This window comes from Stenotrophomonas sp. Steno-Z4, assembly GCF_056393145.1.
This window is the reverse complement of sequence record NZ_JBWJPC010000001.1, coordinates 694,996-710,079: the sequence shown is the minus strand read 5'-3', so window position 1 is coordinate 710,079 and position 15,084 is coordinate 694,996. Positions and strand designations below refer to the sequence as shown.

At 68.2% G+C, this 15,084-nt stretch carries 14 protein-coding genes; 9 read left to right on the top strand and 5 right to left on the bottom strand.

The features are described 5' to 3' along the window. Positions 1-49 precede the first annotated feature (49 nt). Together AC06E7_RS03175 and ppa are read right to left on the bottom strand one after the other, a co-directional pair. A complete protein-coding gene (locus AC06E7_RS03175; RefSeq protein WP_095363564.1) occupies positions 50-1,171 on the bottom strand; it encodes an HDOD domain-containing protein in 1,122 nt (373 codons plus the stop codon). Positions 1,172-1,323: 152 nt separating this feature from the next. After that, positions 1,324-1,860 (bottom strand): inorganic diphosphatase, encoded by a 537-nt coding sequence (gene ppa, locus AC06E7_RS03170; RefSeq protein ID WP_068853925.1) that lies wholly within the window; start codon positions 1,858-1,860, stop codon positions 1,324-1,326. Between the two features lie 185 nt (positions 1,861-2,045). Here ppa and AC06E7_RS03165 point away from each other — a divergent pair, with 185 nt between their 5' ends. The 6 genes from AC06E7_RS03165 to AC06E7_RS03140 all read left to right on the top strand — a co-directional run bounded on the left by AC06E7_RS03165 (position 2,046) and on the right by AC06E7_RS03140 (position 9,159). Then, entirely contained in the window at positions 2,046-2,561 is a 516-nt protein-coding gene (locus AC06E7_RS03165) for a hypothetical protein (protein WP_306987590.1), read from the top strand. A 9-nt stretch (positions 2,562-2,570) separates the two neighbouring features. After that, positions 2,571-3,794, top strand: a complete 1,224-nt coding sequence (locus AC06E7_RS03160) for a helix-turn-helix domain-containing protein (protein WP_478062957.1) — start codon at positions 2,571-2,573, stop codon at positions 3,792-3,794. Positions 3,795-3,838: 44 nt separating this feature from the next. Next, positions 3,839-4,507, top strand: a complete 669-nt coding sequence (locus AC06E7_RS03155; protein WP_478062955.1) for an NHL repeat-containing protein — start codon at positions 3,839-3,841, stop codon at positions 4,505-4,507. A gap of 53 nt (positions 4,508-4,560) precedes the next feature. Then, positions 4,561-5,061: an RNA polymerase sigma factor gene (locus AC06E7_RS03150; RefSeq protein WP_478062954.1), complete on the top strand. Its 501-nt coding sequence runs from the start codon at positions 4,561-4,563 to the stop codon at positions 5,059-5,061. A gap of 76 nt (positions 5,062-5,137) precedes the next feature. Next, entirely contained in the window at positions 5,138-6,100 is a 963-nt protein-coding gene (locus AC06E7_RS03145) for a FecR family protein (protein WP_478062952.1), read from the top strand. 134 nt (positions 6,101-6,234) lie between these two features. Beyond that, the gene (locus AC06E7_RS03140) at positions 6,235-9,159 is read left to right on the top strand and encodes a TonB-dependent receptor domain-containing protein (protein WP_478062950.1); all 2,925 of its coding nucleotides are present in this window, start codon (positions 6,235-6,237) and stop codon (positions 9,157-9,159) included. An 80-nt stretch (positions 9,160-9,239) separates the two neighbouring features. Here the strand turns inward: AC06E7_RS03140 and AC06E7_RS03135 are convergent, their stop codons facing one another. After that, positions 9,240-9,485 carry a DUF2789 domain-containing protein gene (locus AC06E7_RS03135; protein WP_478062947.1) on the bottom strand — a complete coding sequence of 82 codons (246 nt, stop codon included), beginning with the start codon at positions 9,483-9,485 and terminating at the stop codon, positions 9,240-9,242. 182 nt (positions 9,486-9,667) lie between these two features. Between AC06E7_RS03135 and AC06E7_RS03130 the strand changes: the two genes are divergently transcribed. After that, positions 9,668-10,255, top strand: a complete 588-nt coding sequence (locus tag AC06E7_RS03130; protein WP_426805717.1) for a biliverdin-producing heme oxygenase — start codon at positions 9,668-9,670, stop codon at positions 10,253-10,255. Positions 10,256-10,283: 28 nt separating this feature from the next. After that, entirely contained in the window at positions 10,284-10,646 is a 363-nt protein-coding gene (locus tag AC06E7_RS03125) for a YbaN family protein (protein ID WP_320458074.1), read from the top strand. Between the two features lie 233 nt (positions 10,647-10,879). Here the strand turns inward: AC06E7_RS03125 and AC06E7_RS03120 are convergent, their stop codons facing one another. Then, a complete protein-coding gene (locus AC06E7_RS03120; RefSeq protein WP_478062946.1) occupies positions 10,880-12,907 on the bottom strand; it encodes a sodium-translocating pyrophosphatase in 2,028 nt (675 codons plus the stop codon). Positions 12,908-13,257: 350 nt separating this feature from the next. Here AC06E7_RS03120 and AC06E7_RS03115 point away from each other — a divergent pair, with 350 nt between their 5' ends. Then, entirely contained in the window at positions 13,258-13,761 is a 504-nt protein-coding gene (locus tag AC06E7_RS03115) for a hypothetical protein (RefSeq protein WP_478062944.1), read from the top strand. 62 nt (positions 13,762-13,823) lie between these two features. Here the strand turns inward: AC06E7_RS03115 and AC06E7_RS03110 are convergent, their stop codons facing one another. Then, on the bottom strand, positions 13,824-15,080 hold the full coding sequence (locus AC06E7_RS03110; RefSeq protein WP_068853914.1) for a 6-phosphofructokinase: 1,257 nt from the start codon (positions 15,078-15,080) through the stop codon (positions 13,824-13,826). Positions 15,081-15,084 lie beyond the last annotated feature (4 nt).

The window sequence follows — 15,084 nt, the reverse complement described above, 5'->3', positions numbered from 1 at the left end:
TCGTTTCTCAAACCATCGCCGGTAGGCAACGACCGTTGGTCGTTGCGCCTTATGCGTCCGCCGTAGCGAGTCCCATCAACCCATTGGCGTGATCGCGCCACTGCGGCAGCTTGGCCAGCACGCCCGCGCGCTGCAGGTAGTCCTCGTCCACCGGGTCGCCGTTGACCAGCGCCAGCGCCACGTGCACCGCACCGGTCACCCAGAAGCTGCGCGTGTTGGAGCGTTGCGGCTGCAGGTGGAAGGCCACCGCCTCGATGATCGGCATCGGCAGGCCCCACAGCCCCAGCAGGTAGGCACCGGCTTCGCTGTGGCCCGGGCGCGGGTCGGCGTCGTCGGCCGGCTCACTGCGCTCGTTGCGCACGCCGGGCAGCAGCAGGCCGATATCGGCCAGCAGTGCGGCGGTCGCGCCCAGTTCGGCGCTGGAATCGGGCAGCAGCTTGGCGGCCAGCCGCGAAGCGAGCAGCGCACGCTGCTGCAGCGCGTTGCGTTCACCGCTGGACAGCGGCGAAGCCGAGAACACCTCGCTGGCCAGCACCAGGTCGCGCAGGGTCGACAGGCCCAGCCGGGTCACGGCGGTGCGCAGGTCGGAAATGGTGCGGCCGCTGTTGAAGAAGGCCGAGTTGGACAGCTGCAGCACCTTGGCCGCGATCGCCGGATCGGCCGACACCAGCTTGGAGACATCGGCCGTGTCGGTGTCGTCGTCGTGCTCCAGCGCCTGGGTCAGGCTCAGGTACAGGTGCGGCGGCGAGGGCAGCTTCTCGATGCGGCCGATGGCGCTGCGCAGGCGCGCGCTGTCGAGCAGCTCGCGCAGCTCTTCCAGGCTGGTGAGCGCTTCAAGCAGCACTTCCGGTGCCAGCGGCAGCGGCAGGAAACGGTGGGCAACGCCGATCAGGCGTGCCGGCGGCGGGCGGTTGCCCTGGGCCGCATCGACCAGCGCGATGCGGATCGTCTCCGGACGCAGCGTCCGGATCTGGCCCAGCAGCGTGGTGGCGTTGAGATCGGGCAGGGAGGGGCAGGCGATGACCGCATCCACCGGCGTGGACGCCACCATGTTCATGGCCGTCTGGCCATCGGGTGCCCGCAAGGGCTGCCACTCTTCCCCAAGATCGGCAATGAAATCCATCAGCTCAGCCGACAGGCTGGCTTCGTCCCCAACTAGCAGAATACGCACGACACAATCCCCTGGGTGACCACGGTGAACCCCACCGTGGACGGTGTAGAAGTCGCAATGTACTCAATCCGGCGCAAACAGTGATGTGCCGCATTGTAAAAACGTGATGCCCATCGCTCCGGCGACCAGCGCCGGAGCAGGGTCATTCAGCCTCAGCTGTTGCTGGACAGGTAGCGCTGGTGCGCTTCAACCAGGATCTGCTTGGCTTCGGCGGCGCCGCCCCAGCCGTCGAGCTTGACCCACTTGCCCTTCTCCAGGTCCTTGTAGTGCTCGAAGAAGTGGCCGATGCGCTCCAGCCAGTGCTTGGACACCTGCTCGATGTCTTCCACGTGCGCGTAGCCGCTGAACACCTTGGAGATCGGCACCGCCAGGATCTTTTCGTCGCCGCCGGCTTCGTCGCTCATCTTCAGTACGCCCACCGGACGGCAGCGCACCACCGAACCCGGAACCAGCGGCAGCGGCAGCACGACCAGCACGTCGGCCGGATCGCCGTCGCCGCACAGGGTGCTCGGCACGTAGCCGTAGTTGCAGGGGTAGCGCATCGGGGTGGACAGGATGCGGTCGACGAAGATCGCGCCGGTTTCCTTGTCCACTTCGTACTTGACCGGCTCCGAGTCCTTCGGGATCTCGATGATGACGTTGATTTCTTCCGGCGGGTTCTTGCCGGGCGAGACGAGTTCCAGACCCATGGTGTGCTCCGAGAGGGGGGATGGCGCGATAAGACCTCCCATTTTATGCCTTTGCCGGCCAACGTGCAGGGTGGGGGCTATCCGACCCGCCGCAGTGGCGATCGCCGACCGCCACCAGCGCACCCGGCTGATCCCGCCCGGACCTGGGCAGGCGCACGGTGGAGGTCCCTTCACGGAGCACGCCCATGACCCTTCCACTGCCTTCCCGCCACCCCTGCAACGCCCTGGCCGCGTTGATCCTGTTGGCGCTTGCCGTTGCAGGCCCGGCCGCCGCCAGCCCGCCGCCCGCTGCGCCCCTGCACGTGGACCTGGTCGACTACCCCACGCCGCAGGCGAACTGGTCCGCCTTCCGCGACCTGCGCCATCGTCTTGAAGCCGGCTTCGACGATGTCTGCCCCGATACCTTCTGCGAAGGCGAGTACACCGATTACCAGCCGCTGAAACTGCGCTGCTCGGTCGAACGGGCCACGGGCAGGGTCAATGTCTGCGGCTGGGCATTCGCTGCAAGCGAGCTGCGGGTGGACCCCGCGACCGGTGCCCTGCAGCGGCAGCAGCCCACCTGGCTGTGCCACTTCCCGACCGGCGGCGGCACCACCGTGGCGGCGTTGCTGGCGGCACTGGACGGGCCGCAGCCGCTGTTCCAGCGGCTGCCCGGTACCGGAAAAACCGTGTTCGAGGCACTGGGAGACTGCCTGCGCTAGCCTGCGCGCATGGACTCCCTGCTCGCCGCCGCCGCACGTGCCCTTGCCGCTGGCGACGTACTGACCGCACTGGGCCATGTGGCCCTGCGCAGCGACCCGCCGGCACTGGCGCTGCGCGGCGTGGCCATGGCCCAGCTGGGCGAGCTGCAGCGGGCCCGGGAACTGCTGCGGCTGGCCCACCGCGGCTTTGGCGCCGGTGAGGTGCTGGCCCGGGCGCGCTGTGTGGTGGCGGAGGCGGAAGTGGGGCTGGCGCTGCGGGATCTTGCCGGTACCCCCGCGCCGCTGCTGGCTGCCGCCCACGCATTGGAGGAGCGCGCCGATCCGCACAATGCGCTGCAGGCCTGGTTGATCCTGGCCCGTCGCTGGCTGTTGCTCGGGCGTCGGCAGGAGGCCGAATCGGCCTTGGCACAGGTGCAGGGCAGGGCGCTGACGCCGGCCCTGGCCGCCATGGCCGGGCTGGCCGAAGCGGCCTTGGCGGCGCGCGCGTTGCGGGTGTCGCAGGCGAGGGCGGCGCTGGACGCGGCTGCGGCCGCCGCGCGGGCCTCGGGTATCGCCGCCCTGCACGCAGAGGTCGTGCAGGCCCGCAGCCATCTGGCCCAGCCGGCGGCGCGCCAGGTGGCCCGGGAGACGGCTGACCGCCTGCTGGATCTACAGGCCGTGCAGGACCTGTTGGCCTCACCGGCCTGTGTGGTGGATGGCTGCCGGCGCGGTGTGTGGATGGGTGGGCGCTGGCGGTCACTGGCACGCCGGCCGCTGCTGTTTGCGCTGCTGCGAGCCGTCGGCCAGGCGTGGCCGGGGGATGTTGACCGCGACGTGTTGATTGCCGAGGTATTCCGCACCCGTGATGGCGACGACAGCCACCGCGCGCGGCTCCGGGTGGAAATGGGGCGCGTCCGCGCTGCGGTGAAGGGTCTGCTGTCGGTAGAAGCGACCGCCAACGGCTACCGGCTGGTAGCCGCGCCCGGCATCGCGGTGGTGGTGCTGGCGCCTCCGATCGAAGGCGAGCAGGGCGCCGTTGCCGCATTGCTGGCCGATGGGGCGGACTGGTCCAGTTCGGCATTGGCCTTGGCGCTGGGCGCCAGCCAGCGCACGGTGCAGCGCGCGTTGGCGGCACTGGAAAGCACCGGCCAGGCACGCGCGACCGGGGGCGGGCGCACGCAGCGCTGGTGGGCCATGCCGCTGTCCGGATTCACGACGATCTTGTTACTCCCGGCAGCGCTGCCGGGCGACTAGGGTTGTTGCCAGGCACCCCTTCCGATGTGCCAGGAGATGCTGCAATGAACACTGGAACGCTGAACCCCGCCGCTGCCCCGCGCGTGCACGACGCCGAGGTGGCCCGCGAATATGGTCCCTTTGACGGCGCCGACTGCATCCACGGCGTCAGCTTCGATGGCCGCCATGTCTGGGCCGCCACCGGCCCGGCGCTGCTGGCCTTCGATCCGGACAGCGGCGCCCCGGTACGCACGCTGGCCGTGCCCTGCGATGCGGGCACCGCGTTCGACGGTACCCACCTGTACCAGATCGCCGAAGCGCGCATCGACAGGATCGACCCGCAGACCGGCAACGTGCTGGCCTCGATTCCCGCGCCTGGCGGCGGCACCGATTCGGGCATGGCCTGGGCCGAAGGCAGCCTGTGGGTGGGGCAATACCGCGAACGCCGCATCCACCAGGTGGATCCGGCCACGGGCGAGGTGCTGCGCACGATTGAATCGGACCGCTTCGTCACCGGCGTGACCTGGGTCGATGGCCAGCTCTGGCATGGCACCGACGATGGCGAGCGCAGCGACATCCGCCGCGTGGATGCCCAGAGCGGGCAGGTGCTGGAGCAGCTGCGCATGCCCGAGGGCATGCATGTCAGTGGGCTGGAGGCCGATGGCGCGGGCCTGTTCTACGCCGGCGGCGGCCGTAGCGGCAAGGTGCGGGCGGTGCGTCGGACGCGCGCTTAACGTGACGCATTCTCATTTGAGGGGTAAGATGCCGCCGCACCGGGCCCCTCTGCATGTCCTCCAACGCATCCACCCTGACCGACCTGTTGATCCGCGAACGCCCGGCGCTGCTGCGCCGGGTGCAGCGGATACTGGGCAGCGACGGCAGTGCCGAAGACGTGATCCAGGCCATCTGGTTCAAGGCGCGCGGGGTGGATGCCGGGGTGACCATCGACAACCCGCGGGCCTATCTGTACCGTCTGGCCACCAACCTGGCCACCGACCAGGGCCGGGAACGCAGCCGCCAGACGCGGCTGTTGGCCGACCACTACCTGTGGGGGGCGGATGAAGTGCTGTCCACGGAAGAACAGGCCATGGCCCAGGACGAGCTGCAGCGCGTGCTCGCCGCCGCCGACCACCTTCCCGAACCGACCCGCACGATCTTCCGCCTCAACCGGTTGCAGGGGCTGACCCAGGCGGAAATTGCCCGGCGCCGTGGCGTGTCGGTCACGACCGTGGAAAACCATGTACGCGCTGCGTTGCAGCGGCTGGCATGGGCGCGCAGCGGGCGGTGAGGCGCGGGGGCTTGGGGAAGTGCCGTTCCCACACGTCTTGATGGTATCGGCGCTGCCCTTCGCACCCTTGCCAGCCATGAGCCCGCACGACCTGCCTACCGACCCGACCGCGCCCACCTCGCCCGACCTGCTTGCCGAACAGGCACAGTCGTGGATCACGTGGCTGGCCTCCGGCGCCGTGGACGCGCCACGCATGCAGGCCTTCGAACACTGGCTCAGCCTGCCCGGGCACCGCCGCGCGTTCGAATACGAGCGCCAGCTGTGGCAGGCCGTGGCGCAGCCGCCGGCGGGGGCGAAGCGTCCGCATGTCCGCCGTCGTCGCGTTCCCCGCCTGGTGCTGGCCGCTGCCGCCGCGCTGGCGCTGGTATGGGTGTCACCCGAAGCCTGGTTGCGCCTGCGTGCCGATTACCGCAGCAGCCACGACGTGGTCACGCTCGCCCTGCCCGATGGCAGCCGCGCGGTGCTCGATGCCGATTCGGCGATTGCCGTGGACTATGACGACCAGCGCCGCAGCATCCGCCTGCTGCGCGGGCGCGCCTGGTTCGAAGTTGCGCCCGGGCGCGCCCAGCCGTTCCAGGTGACCGCACAGGACGGCGTGGTGGAGGACATCGCCACGGCATTCGCGGTGGCCAGCACCCCGCAGGGAGTGGAAGCGGAAGTCTCGCAGGGCCAGGTCCGCGTCGCGGCCTCGCCCAACGGCGGCTGGACCTACCTGCTGGCTGGCCAGCGCGCCGGCTTTGCGCCCGGCGGCCGGGTGGTGCGCCATGACGACCTGGCCCCCGACCGCATTGCCGCATGGCGCGACGGCGAGCTGCTGCTCGATGCCAGCGGCGTGGCCGATGCGGTCGCGCAGATTGCCCGCTATCGCCAAGGCCCCACGTTCGTGCGCGGCGACCTGTCGTCGCTGCCCGCCGTCAACGCCGCACTGCGCGTGGACCAGCCCGAGCAGGCGCTGGATGCGCTGGCGATGTCGGCCGGGCTGCGCATCACCCGCCTGCCGATGGGCGTGGCGATCGTGAGCGCCGCCCCCGCGCGCTGAATGCGCCTTGGGGAAGGGATCGCCCCGCACGTCTTACCCCCGAACGTACCCGCCGCCGCCACGTACGTCGCAGCGCCCGCACCCCGTGCGGGGAAGCCGTGCTTTCGCGGCATCGCCTCTCAACAGGTTTCAACATGCTTCCCATTTCCCGACCGGCGCCGATGCTGCGCCCGTCCCGCCTGTGCACCGCGTTGTTGGCCGCCGGCCTGGCCTCGGCCACCGCGTTGCCGGCACTGGCCCAGTCCGGCGACACCGCCCCACTGGCCGCCACCCGCCCGTTCGATATCCCCGCCCAACCGCTGGCCGATGCGCTGCGCAGTTACATGCGCCAGTCCGGTGTGCAGGTGGCCTACCCGGCCGCACTCGCCAACGGTGCCAGCTCCACCGCGGTATACGGCGCGCTGGATGCGCAGGCCGCACTGGCGCAGCTGCTGCAGGGCAGCGGCCTGGCGTCGCGCGCGCTGGGGCCGGGCGCGGTCACCCTGGAACGCGCGCCGCGCGGCCAGGGCGAGGATGGCGTGATCCACACCGCGCCCCTGCGCGTGGCCGGTGACCAGGCCAGCGCCGAAGGCACCGCCGAGCGTGCGCTCGAGCAGTACCGCAGCAGCGGTTCGAGCGTGTATGTGCCACGGACCACCCTCGAGCGCTTCCGTGGCAGCTCCACCGCCGACATCGTCAAGGGCGTGGTCGGCGTGACCGCCGGTGATCCGCGCACGGCCAACGCGTTGGACCTCAACATCCGTGGCATCCAGGGCCAGAGCCGCATCCCGGTGATCATCGACGGCGGGCAGTCCACCATGGACACCTACCGCGGCTATGCCGGCCAGTCGCAGCGCACCTACCTCGACCCGGACCTGATTTCCAGCCTCACCGTGACCAAGGGCCCCAGCCTGGGCGCCAATGCGTCGGGCGGCATCGGCGGCGTGGTGGAAATGGAAACGCTGAACATCGGCGACGTGCTGCGCGACGGCCAGGACGCCGGCCTGCGCGTGCGCAGCGGCATCTCCAACGGCAGCGCGCGTGACCTTCCCGCCTACAACGGCACCCCCGGTACCGACCGCAGCAGCCTCGGCGGGCAGTTCTTCAACATCGCCGGCGGCAAGCACTGGGAAAGTTTTGACCTGGTGGCGGCCTACGCGTGGCGCGATACCGGCAACTACTATTCGGGCAAGCATGGCTACGACGATTTCCCGCAGACCCGGCGCACCCTGGCACCGTTGAACCCGCCCAACACCGAAGTGTTCAACACCTCCTCCAAGTCCAACTCGGTGCTGCTCAAGGGCACCTGGCGGATCGATGACGTACAGACGCTGGAGGCCGGCTACCGCCACTACAGCGGCCGCCAAGGTGAAATCATGGCCTCGCAGATCATCCGCGTGGACCGCGACCGCGTGCCGCAGTGGGAGCCGGGCAGCGTGGACCTGGATGCCTACAACCTGCGCTACCGCTTCAACCCGGGAAACGACATCGTCGACCTGAAGGCCAACCTCTGGTACACCCAGGCCGACAGCCTGATGTACAACGGCCTGACCGGCATCACGCCGTGGTACTTCGACCGCCGCACCGAATGGTATGACGGCCCGACCTTCAATACCGACCCCGGTTACAAGGACGCCTACCGCAACGACATGAGCCAGACGCGGTTCGGCCTGGACGTGTCCAACACCACGGTGATGACTACCGACAGCGCAGGCTTGTTCACCTTCGACTACGGGCTGTCCTTCAGCGATGAAGACGTGGGCCCGGGCGACAGCGCGCCGATCATGCACGACGACCTGGTCAACAACCGCTTCCTGCGCAATGCCACGCGCAGGGAATACAGCGCGGTGGCCTCGATGAAATGGCAGCCGGGCGAGCGCTGGGACATCCTGGTGGGTGGCCGCTTCAACCGCGTCAGCATCCACGACCGCAACCGCCTGGCCACGCCGGAAACCGAGGAAGTGATCGGCCAGTACCGCTATACCCAGCTGCTCAACGGCAACCCGGCGCTGCCGGCCTGGCGCGCGCAGCGGATCGCCATGCTCAACTGGTACCCGGATGCGAACGGCCAGTTCACCGAGGCCTCGCTGCTGGCTTCGCCGTACAAGAAGGGCACGGTGGCCGACATCACCGGCTGGAATTTCCACGATGTCACCGCCACCGAAGACCTGGTCGTGCCCACCAGCTGGACCTGGTCGCAGCCGATCCGCCGTACCGACAACGCGTTCATGCCCACCGCCAGCGTCACCTGGCACGCCGATGAAGACAGCCTGGTCTACCTCAAGTACGCCGAAGGCGTGAAGCTGCCCAGCCTGTTCGAAAGCACCCTGGGCCTGTTCACCGCGGCCAAGCCGGTGGGCGGCGAACTCAAGCCCGAGCGCGCGGGCACCTGGGAAGTGGGCGCCAGCACCGTGCGCCATGATCTGTTTGCCGAAGGCGACCAGGCTGCGTTCAAGCTGGCCTACTTCAACACCCGCATCGACGACCTGATCACGCGCGACTACCGCACGCTGTCGGCCGGCTATATCCGCAACATCGACCGCTTCAAGGTCTCCGGCCTGGAGTTCCAGTCCAGCTATGACGCCGGCAAGGTGTTCGCCGATCTGTCGGCGCATTACTACTTCGAAGCCAAGACCTGCGCCCCGGACATCGCCGCCGAGCGCCGCGCATACGGCGTGCAGCGAAAGAACGAAGAACTGGCCAACACACCCGACTGCGTCGACGGTGGGTTCGAGGGTTCCTACAGCAACACCCAGAATCCGCCGCGCTACACGGTCAACCTGACGCTGGGCTCACGGCTGCTGGACCAGCGGCTGAGCTTCGGCACCCGCGTGATCCACAACAGCGGTCCGATCAGCAAGCTGGACAAGGAATGGAACGTGGGCCTGTCGGCGATCCAGCAGCTGTACCAGCCGGCGACCATCGTGGACGTGTTCGCCAGCTGGCAGGCCAGCGAGCAGCTGGCGGTCGACTTCAACGTGGACAACCTGACCGACCGCTACTACCTCGACCCGCTCGCACTGGGCGTGATGCCGGCCCCTGGCCGGATCATGCGCCTGGCGGTCACCTGGCGGTATTGATCAAAGGGGGGGCGCGGTGGATGAACCGCCGCGCCTGCCGCGTAGTGACACGCCATGCGTGTCCCACGTAACCCCAAACGTCAACGCGCAACAGAATCCGCATGCAGCGCTTCATTGAGCTCATCGACCACGATGGCCCAATCCGCATCGGACTTCAGCTGTTCGCCCAGGAACTGGCGCTGGCTGGTGCTCCAGTACGGCGCTTCGGTCACCTTCGTATCGGCAGGCAACTGGTGGCTGAGAATGAACTGGGCAATCGCCTCGTTGCTCGACTCCAGCCCCAGCTGTTCGAACAGGGTGGTCATGCGCGTTTCGGTGGTATCCATCATGGCAATCCTTGTAGGGCGGGACGATGAAGCATTATCGCCAAGCCCGGGTGAGGATGGCATCGCCGGAATGGGGGGGAGGGCAGCACCGGCAATCCGGGTTGGGGTAGTCTGCGCGACAGGCGTCTTATCCCTGTGCCGGACCTTGCCCGGCGCTGCCACCTTCTTTCTGCCAGAACGCCATGAACGCCACCGATACCCTTGAAGCGACCCGCAGCCAGCGCCTGAAGGCCGCCACCCGAGACAGCCACGGCGCGCTGGACAAGCGCATCATGGCCGGCGAGATATTTGCCGACCGTGGGCGGTTCGCGCGCTTCCTGCGGGTCCAGTACCGCTTCCACCGCGATATCGATGGCCTGTACGCCAACGCCGCGCTGGATGCGCTGCTGCCCGACCTGGCCGAACGCCGGCGGCTGCCGCAGGTCACCCGCGACCTGCGCGATCTGGAACAGACCCTGCCGGCCCCGGTGCCGCTGCGGCTGGACCCGGACCTGCCACTGGCTGCCGCATTGGGCTGGTTGTACGTGGCTGAAGGCTCCAACCTGGGCGGCACCATCCTGTACAAGATGGCCGCGCAGCTGGGCCTGGACGCGGACTTCGGCGCACGCCACCTGGCCGCGCATCCCGATGGTGCCGCACGCCACTGGCGCGAGTTCACCGCCGCGCTGGACCGCGTCGTACTCACCGACGTCGAAGAGCAGCAGATGATCGATGCGGCCGATGCCGCGTTCCGCAGCGTGCACGATCACGTGGAGCTGGAATTCGCATGAGCAGGGGCGTGCGCGCCATGTCGCGCTGATGCGCTGGCTCTGGTTCTGCCTGGGCTGGGTGATGGTGGCGCTGGGGGTGATCGGCGCGCTGTTGCCGGTGATGCCCACCACCATCTTCCTGATCCTGGCGGTGGGCTGCTTCGCGCGCAGCTCACCGCGCTTCGAGCGCAAACTGCTGGAGCATCCGCGTTACGGCCCGTCGCTGCGCGCCTGGCGCGAGCAGGGCGCGGTAAGTCGCAAAGGCAAGGCATTTGCCGCCGGCGGCATGGCATTCGGGTTTGCGATGTTCTGCTGGGGCGCGAGGCCGTCGTGGCCGTTGCTGCTTGGCGTAGGCGTATTTTTCGCGGCGAGCGCAGCCTACGTGCTGTCACGCCCGACCCCGTTGCCGTGATGGTGCGGGTGGGGCGACACCCCATGGGACACGCACGGCGTGTCGCTACGGACTCGAGCGACCATGGATCGTAGTGACACGCCATGCGTGTCAAAGCCATGTTCCTGTGCACGTACACCGCCATGCGTGTCAAAGCCATGATCCTGTGCACGTAATCCGCCATGCGCGTAGCACGGAACGTCGAACGAAACCGATACCGCGACACCCTGTGAGGTGTCGCGGCACCATGACCGTTACAACAACGGCACCAGCAGCAGCGCCACGATGTTGATGATCTTGATCAGCGGATTGATCGCCGGGCCGGCGGTGTCCTTGTAGGGATCACCCACGGTATCGCCGGTCACCGCGGCCTTGTGCGCCTCGCTGCCCTTGCCGCCGAAGTGGCCGTCTTCGATGTACTTCTTGGCATTGTCCCAGGCACCGCCGCCGGTGGTCATCGAGATCGCCACGAACAGGCCGGTCACGATGGTGCCGATCAACAGCCCGCCCAGCGCACGCGGCCCCAGCAGCAGGCCCACCACCACCGGCACCGCGACCGGCAACAGCGAAGGCACGATCATTTCGCGGATCGCCGAGCGGGTCAGCATGTCCACTGCGCGGTCGTACTGCGGCTTGCCGGTGCCTTCCATGATCCCGGGAATCTCGCGGAACTGCCGGCGCACTTCTTCCACCACCGCACCGGCGGCGCGGCCCACTGCTTCCATCGCCATCGCGCCGAACAGGTAGGGGATCAACCCGCCGATCAGCAGGCCGATGATCACCGTGTGGTCGGACAGGTCGAAGGCGAATACTTCACCCGGATGCGCGGCCTGCAGGTTGTGGGTGTAATCGGCGAACAGCACCAGCGCGGCCAATGCCGCCGAACCGATCGCATAGCCCTTGGTCACCGCCTTGGTGGTGTTGCCCACCGCATCGAGCGGATCGGTGATGTTGCGGATCTCCGGGGGCAGCTCGGCCATTTCGGCGATGCCGCCGGCGTTGTCGGTGATCGGGCCGTACGCATCCAGCGCCACGATCATGCCGGCCATCGACAGCATCGCGGTGGCCGCGATGGCGATGCCGTACAGGCCGCCGTGCAGGTGCGCCAGCCAGATCGCCAGGCATACCGCGATCACCGGCAGCGCGGTGGACTTCATCGACACGCCCAGGCCGGCGATGATGTTGGTGCCGTGCCCGGTGGTGGAGGCCTGCGCCACATGCTGCACAGGCTTGTACTGGGTGCCGGTGTAGTACTCGGTGATCCACACGATCAGCCCGGTCAGCACCAGCCCGATCAGCGCGCAGATGTACAGGTTCGTTGCCCCGTGGACGTTGTCCGGCATCAGCTGCAGGGTGATCGGGTAGAAGGCGATGGCGGCCAGCACGCCCGACACGATCACGCCCTTGTACAGCGCGCCCATGATCGAGCCGCCCGGCTTCACCTTGACGAACAGCGCGCCGATGATCGACGCGATGATCGACACCCCGCCCAGTACCAGTGGATACAGGATCGCGTTGCGACCGGCTTCGGCGATCATCAGGCTGCCCAGCAGCATGGTGGCGATCACCGTCACCGCATAGGTTTCGAACAGGTCGGCGGCCATGCCGGCGCAGTCGCCCACGTTGTCGCCCACGTTGTCGGCAATCACCGCCGGGTTGCGCGGGTCATCCTCGGGAATGCCGGCTTCGACCTTGCCGACCAGGTCCGCGCCCACGTCGGCACCCTTGGTGAAGATGCCGCCGCCCAGCCGGGCGAAGATCGAAATCAGCGAGGAGCCGAATGCCAATCCAACCAGCGCATGCAGCGCTGCGGCAGTGTCCAGCCCCATCCGCAGCAGCAGCGCGTAATAGCCGGCCACGCCGAGCAGGCCCAGCCCGACCACCAGCATGCCGGTGATCGCACCGCCACGGAACGCCACGTCCATGGCGGCACTGAGGCCATGGCGTGCCGCTTCGGCGGTGCGTACGTTGGCCCGCACCGACACGTTCATGCCGATGTAGCCGGCGGCACCGGACAGCACCGCACCGATCGCGAACCCGATCGCGGTGTACCAGCTGAGGAAGATGCCGACCAGCACGAACAGCACCGCGCCGGCGATGCCGATGGTGAGGTATTGGCGGTTGAGGTAGGCGCGCGCGCCTTCCTGGATGGCGGCGGCGATTTCCTGCATCCGGGCATTGCCCGCCGGTTGCCGGAGGATCCAGCGTGCCGACACGATGCCGTAGAGAATCGCGAGAATGGCGCAGAACAGCGCCAGAGAAAGCCCATAACGTTCCAGCATGTCCCCTCCCGGGTGATGGATGGCATCCAGTTGACGGACGAACCTCACCACGCGGGGCACAACGGGCTGCAACGATGGACCAACCCGTTCAGACCGTACCCGGTCATCAAGCGTGTGGCTTTGTTCAGCAATCCCTGGTGCCCCCGAGTATGCAGTGAAATCATCGCCCCTGCCCAGCGCTTGCGCCGAACAGCCCAACGAAGCCCTGATCCAAGGCGCACGAGGTTGTAGCGCCGACCGTTGGTCGGCTCCGCGGTTGGCGCAATCCCATCAGCCCCCGTGCGCGCCCCTTGCCACACCGTTCATCCCCCCCAAGCCACCCTCACTCCACCCCAACGGAGGCTTCCCGCATGTCCCCCCGCCACCTCATCCTGCTGGCCCTGCTTCCTGCCCTGGCGGCTACTGCCGCCGAAACCCCCGAACGCCAGCGTCCGGTCGGCGCAGCCCAGGCAGTGAACGTCACCCACACCCTGCGCCAGATCCCCGAAGCCTGCGCCCGCCTGGAAGGCACCTTTAACGGCGACGCAGCGCAGCCCTACCGGTTCGCGGTCGCCCGCACCAGCGAGCAGTGCCAGCCACGCGCGAAGTTCGTCGACTTCGACAAGGCGCAGCCCAGCGAAGCCAAGGGCTGGAAGCTCAACGACGTGATCCGCGTGCCCAGCGCGGCCTGTCCCACCCAGCAGGCAGTAGTGAGGGTCTGGCGCCTGCCGATGGAACAGAAGCTGCAGCTCGATGGCCAGGGCCAGTCGCGCATCTACCTGGAAGAGGCCAAGAAGCAGGCCGCTGCCGGCCAGATCGCGGAGATTCCGATGTTCGCGGCGAAGATGACCGTGGAAGGCAAGGCCTGCCCGTAACGCGCGCAACAAAACGCCCGTAGAGCCACGCACTGCGTGGCTGCACAGTGCCCGCAGGCCCGTTACGCCTCAAATGTCGGCAGCTTCTTTTTCACCGCCACATTCTTCAGGGTCACGTACTTCGGCAGTCCATCGGTGCCGTAGGGCAGCGGTGCCTCGCCCTTGATCAGCGGCGACAGGTACGCCCGGGCCTTTTCGGTGATGCCGAAGCCATCGCGGCGGATGAAGCCGGCCGGCATCTTCTTCTCGTGGTTGGCCACCTTGTGCAGCGGCGCCGGCTCGATCTTCCAGCGGTACGGGGCGTCGCTGCTGCGCACGATCACCGGCATCACCGCGTTCTGGCCCTTCAGCGCGTACTGCACCGCCGCCTTGCCCACCGCCTGCGCCTGTTCCCAGTCGGTCTTCGAGGCAATGTGACGGGCCGAGCGCTGCAGGTAGTCGGGCAGGGTCCAGTGCACCTTGTAGCCCAGCGTGTCCTTGACCCGCGCGGCCAACTGCGAAGCCACCCCGCCCAACTGGGTGTGCCCGAACGAATCCTTGCCGCCGCCGGCATCTGCCACGAACCGGCCATCGGCGGTCTGGATGCCTTCGGAGGCCACCACCACGCAGTGGCCCACGCGTTCCACCACCTGCTTCACCTTGGCCAGGAACGCGGCTTCGTCGTAGGCGCGCTCGGGCAGCAGAATGATGTGCGGGGCTTCGTCCGGTCCGTTTCCGGCCAGCCCGGCCGCAGCCGCCAGCCAGCCCGCATGCCGGCCCATGGCCTCGTACACGAACACCTTGGTGGAGGTTTCGGCCATGGCCGCCACGTCCAGCGCCGCCTCGCGCACCGACACGGCGGTGTACTTGGCCGCCGAACCGAAGCCCGGGCAGGTGTCGGTCACCGCCAGGTCGTTGTCGATGGTCTTGGGCACGCCGATGCAGGTGAGGTCGTAATCGAAGGCCTTGGCCAGCTGGGAGACCTTCCAGGCGGTATCGGCCGAATCGTTGCCGCCGTTGTAGAGGAACCAGCGCACGTCGTGGGCGCGCAGCACCGCCAGCAGGCGCTCGTAGCGGGCCCGGTCGGCCTCCAGCGATTTGAGCTTGTAGCGGCAGGAGCCGAAGGCGCCGCCGGGGGTATGGGCCAGCGCCGCAATCGCCGCGGCCGACTCCTTCGAGGTGTCGATCAGCTCCTCGCGCAGCGCGCCCAGGATGCCGTTGCGCGCGGCCAAGACCTTGATTCCCTTGGCCCTGGCGGTGCTGATCACCGCCGAGGCGGTGGCATTGATGACGGCGGTGACGCCGCCTGACTGGGCGTACAGCAGGGTACCTTTGGACATGGTG

Bases quoted from the DNA above. Each gene is read 5' to 3' on its own strand.
- AC06E7_RS03135 (WP_478062947.1), bottom strand. From the start codon at position 9,485: ATGGATACCACCGAAACGCGCATGACCACCCTGTTCGAACAGCTGGGG.
- AC06E7_RS03165 (WP_306987590.1), top strand. From the start codon at position 2,046: ATGACCCTTCCACTGCCTTCCCGCCACCCCTGCAACGCCCTGGCCGCG.
- AC06E7_RS03110 (WP_068853914.1), bottom strand. From the start codon at position 15,080: ATGTCCAAAGGTACCCTGCTGTACGCCCAGTCAGGCGGCGTCACCGCC.
- AC06E7_RS03140 (WP_478062950.1), top strand. From the start codon at position 6,235: ATGCTTCCCATTTCCCGACCGGCGCCGATGCTGCGCCCGTCCCGCCTG.
- ppa (WP_068853925.1), bottom strand. From the start codon at position 1,860: ATGGGTCTGGAACTCGTCTCGCCCGGCAAGAACCCGCCGGAAGAAATC.
- AC06E7_RS03115 (WP_478062944.1), top strand. From the start codon at position 13,258: ATGTCCCCCCGCCACCTCATCCTGCTGGCCCTGCTTCCTGCCCTGGCG.
- AC06E7_RS03120 (WP_478062946.1), bottom strand. From the start codon at position 12,907: ATGCTGGAACGTTATGGGCTTTCTCTGGCGCTGTTCTGCGCCATTCTC.
- AC06E7_RS03130 (WP_426805717.1), top strand. From the start codon at position 9,668: ATGAACGCCACCGATACCCTTGAAGCGACCCGCAGCCAGCGCCTGAAG.
- AC06E7_RS03125 (WP_320458074.1), top strand. From the start codon at position 10,284: ATGCGCTGGCTCTGGTTCTGCCTGGGCTGGGTGATGGTGGCGCTGGGG.
- AC06E7_RS03150 (WP_478062954.1), top strand. From the start codon at position 4,561: ATGTCCTCCAACGCATCCACCCTGACCGACCTGTTGATCCGCGAACGC.
- AC06E7_RS03160 (WP_478062957.1), top strand. From the start codon at position 2,571: ATGGACTCCCTGCTCGCCGCCGCCGCACGTGCCCTTGCCGCTGGCGAC.
- AC06E7_RS03155 (WP_478062955.1), top strand. From the start codon at position 3,839: ATGAACACTGGAACGCTGAACCCCGCCGCTGCCCCGCGCGTGCACGAC.
- AC06E7_RS03145 (WP_478062952.1), top strand. From the start codon at position 5,138: ATGAGCCCGCACGACCTGCCTACCGACCCGACCGCGCCCACCTCGCCC.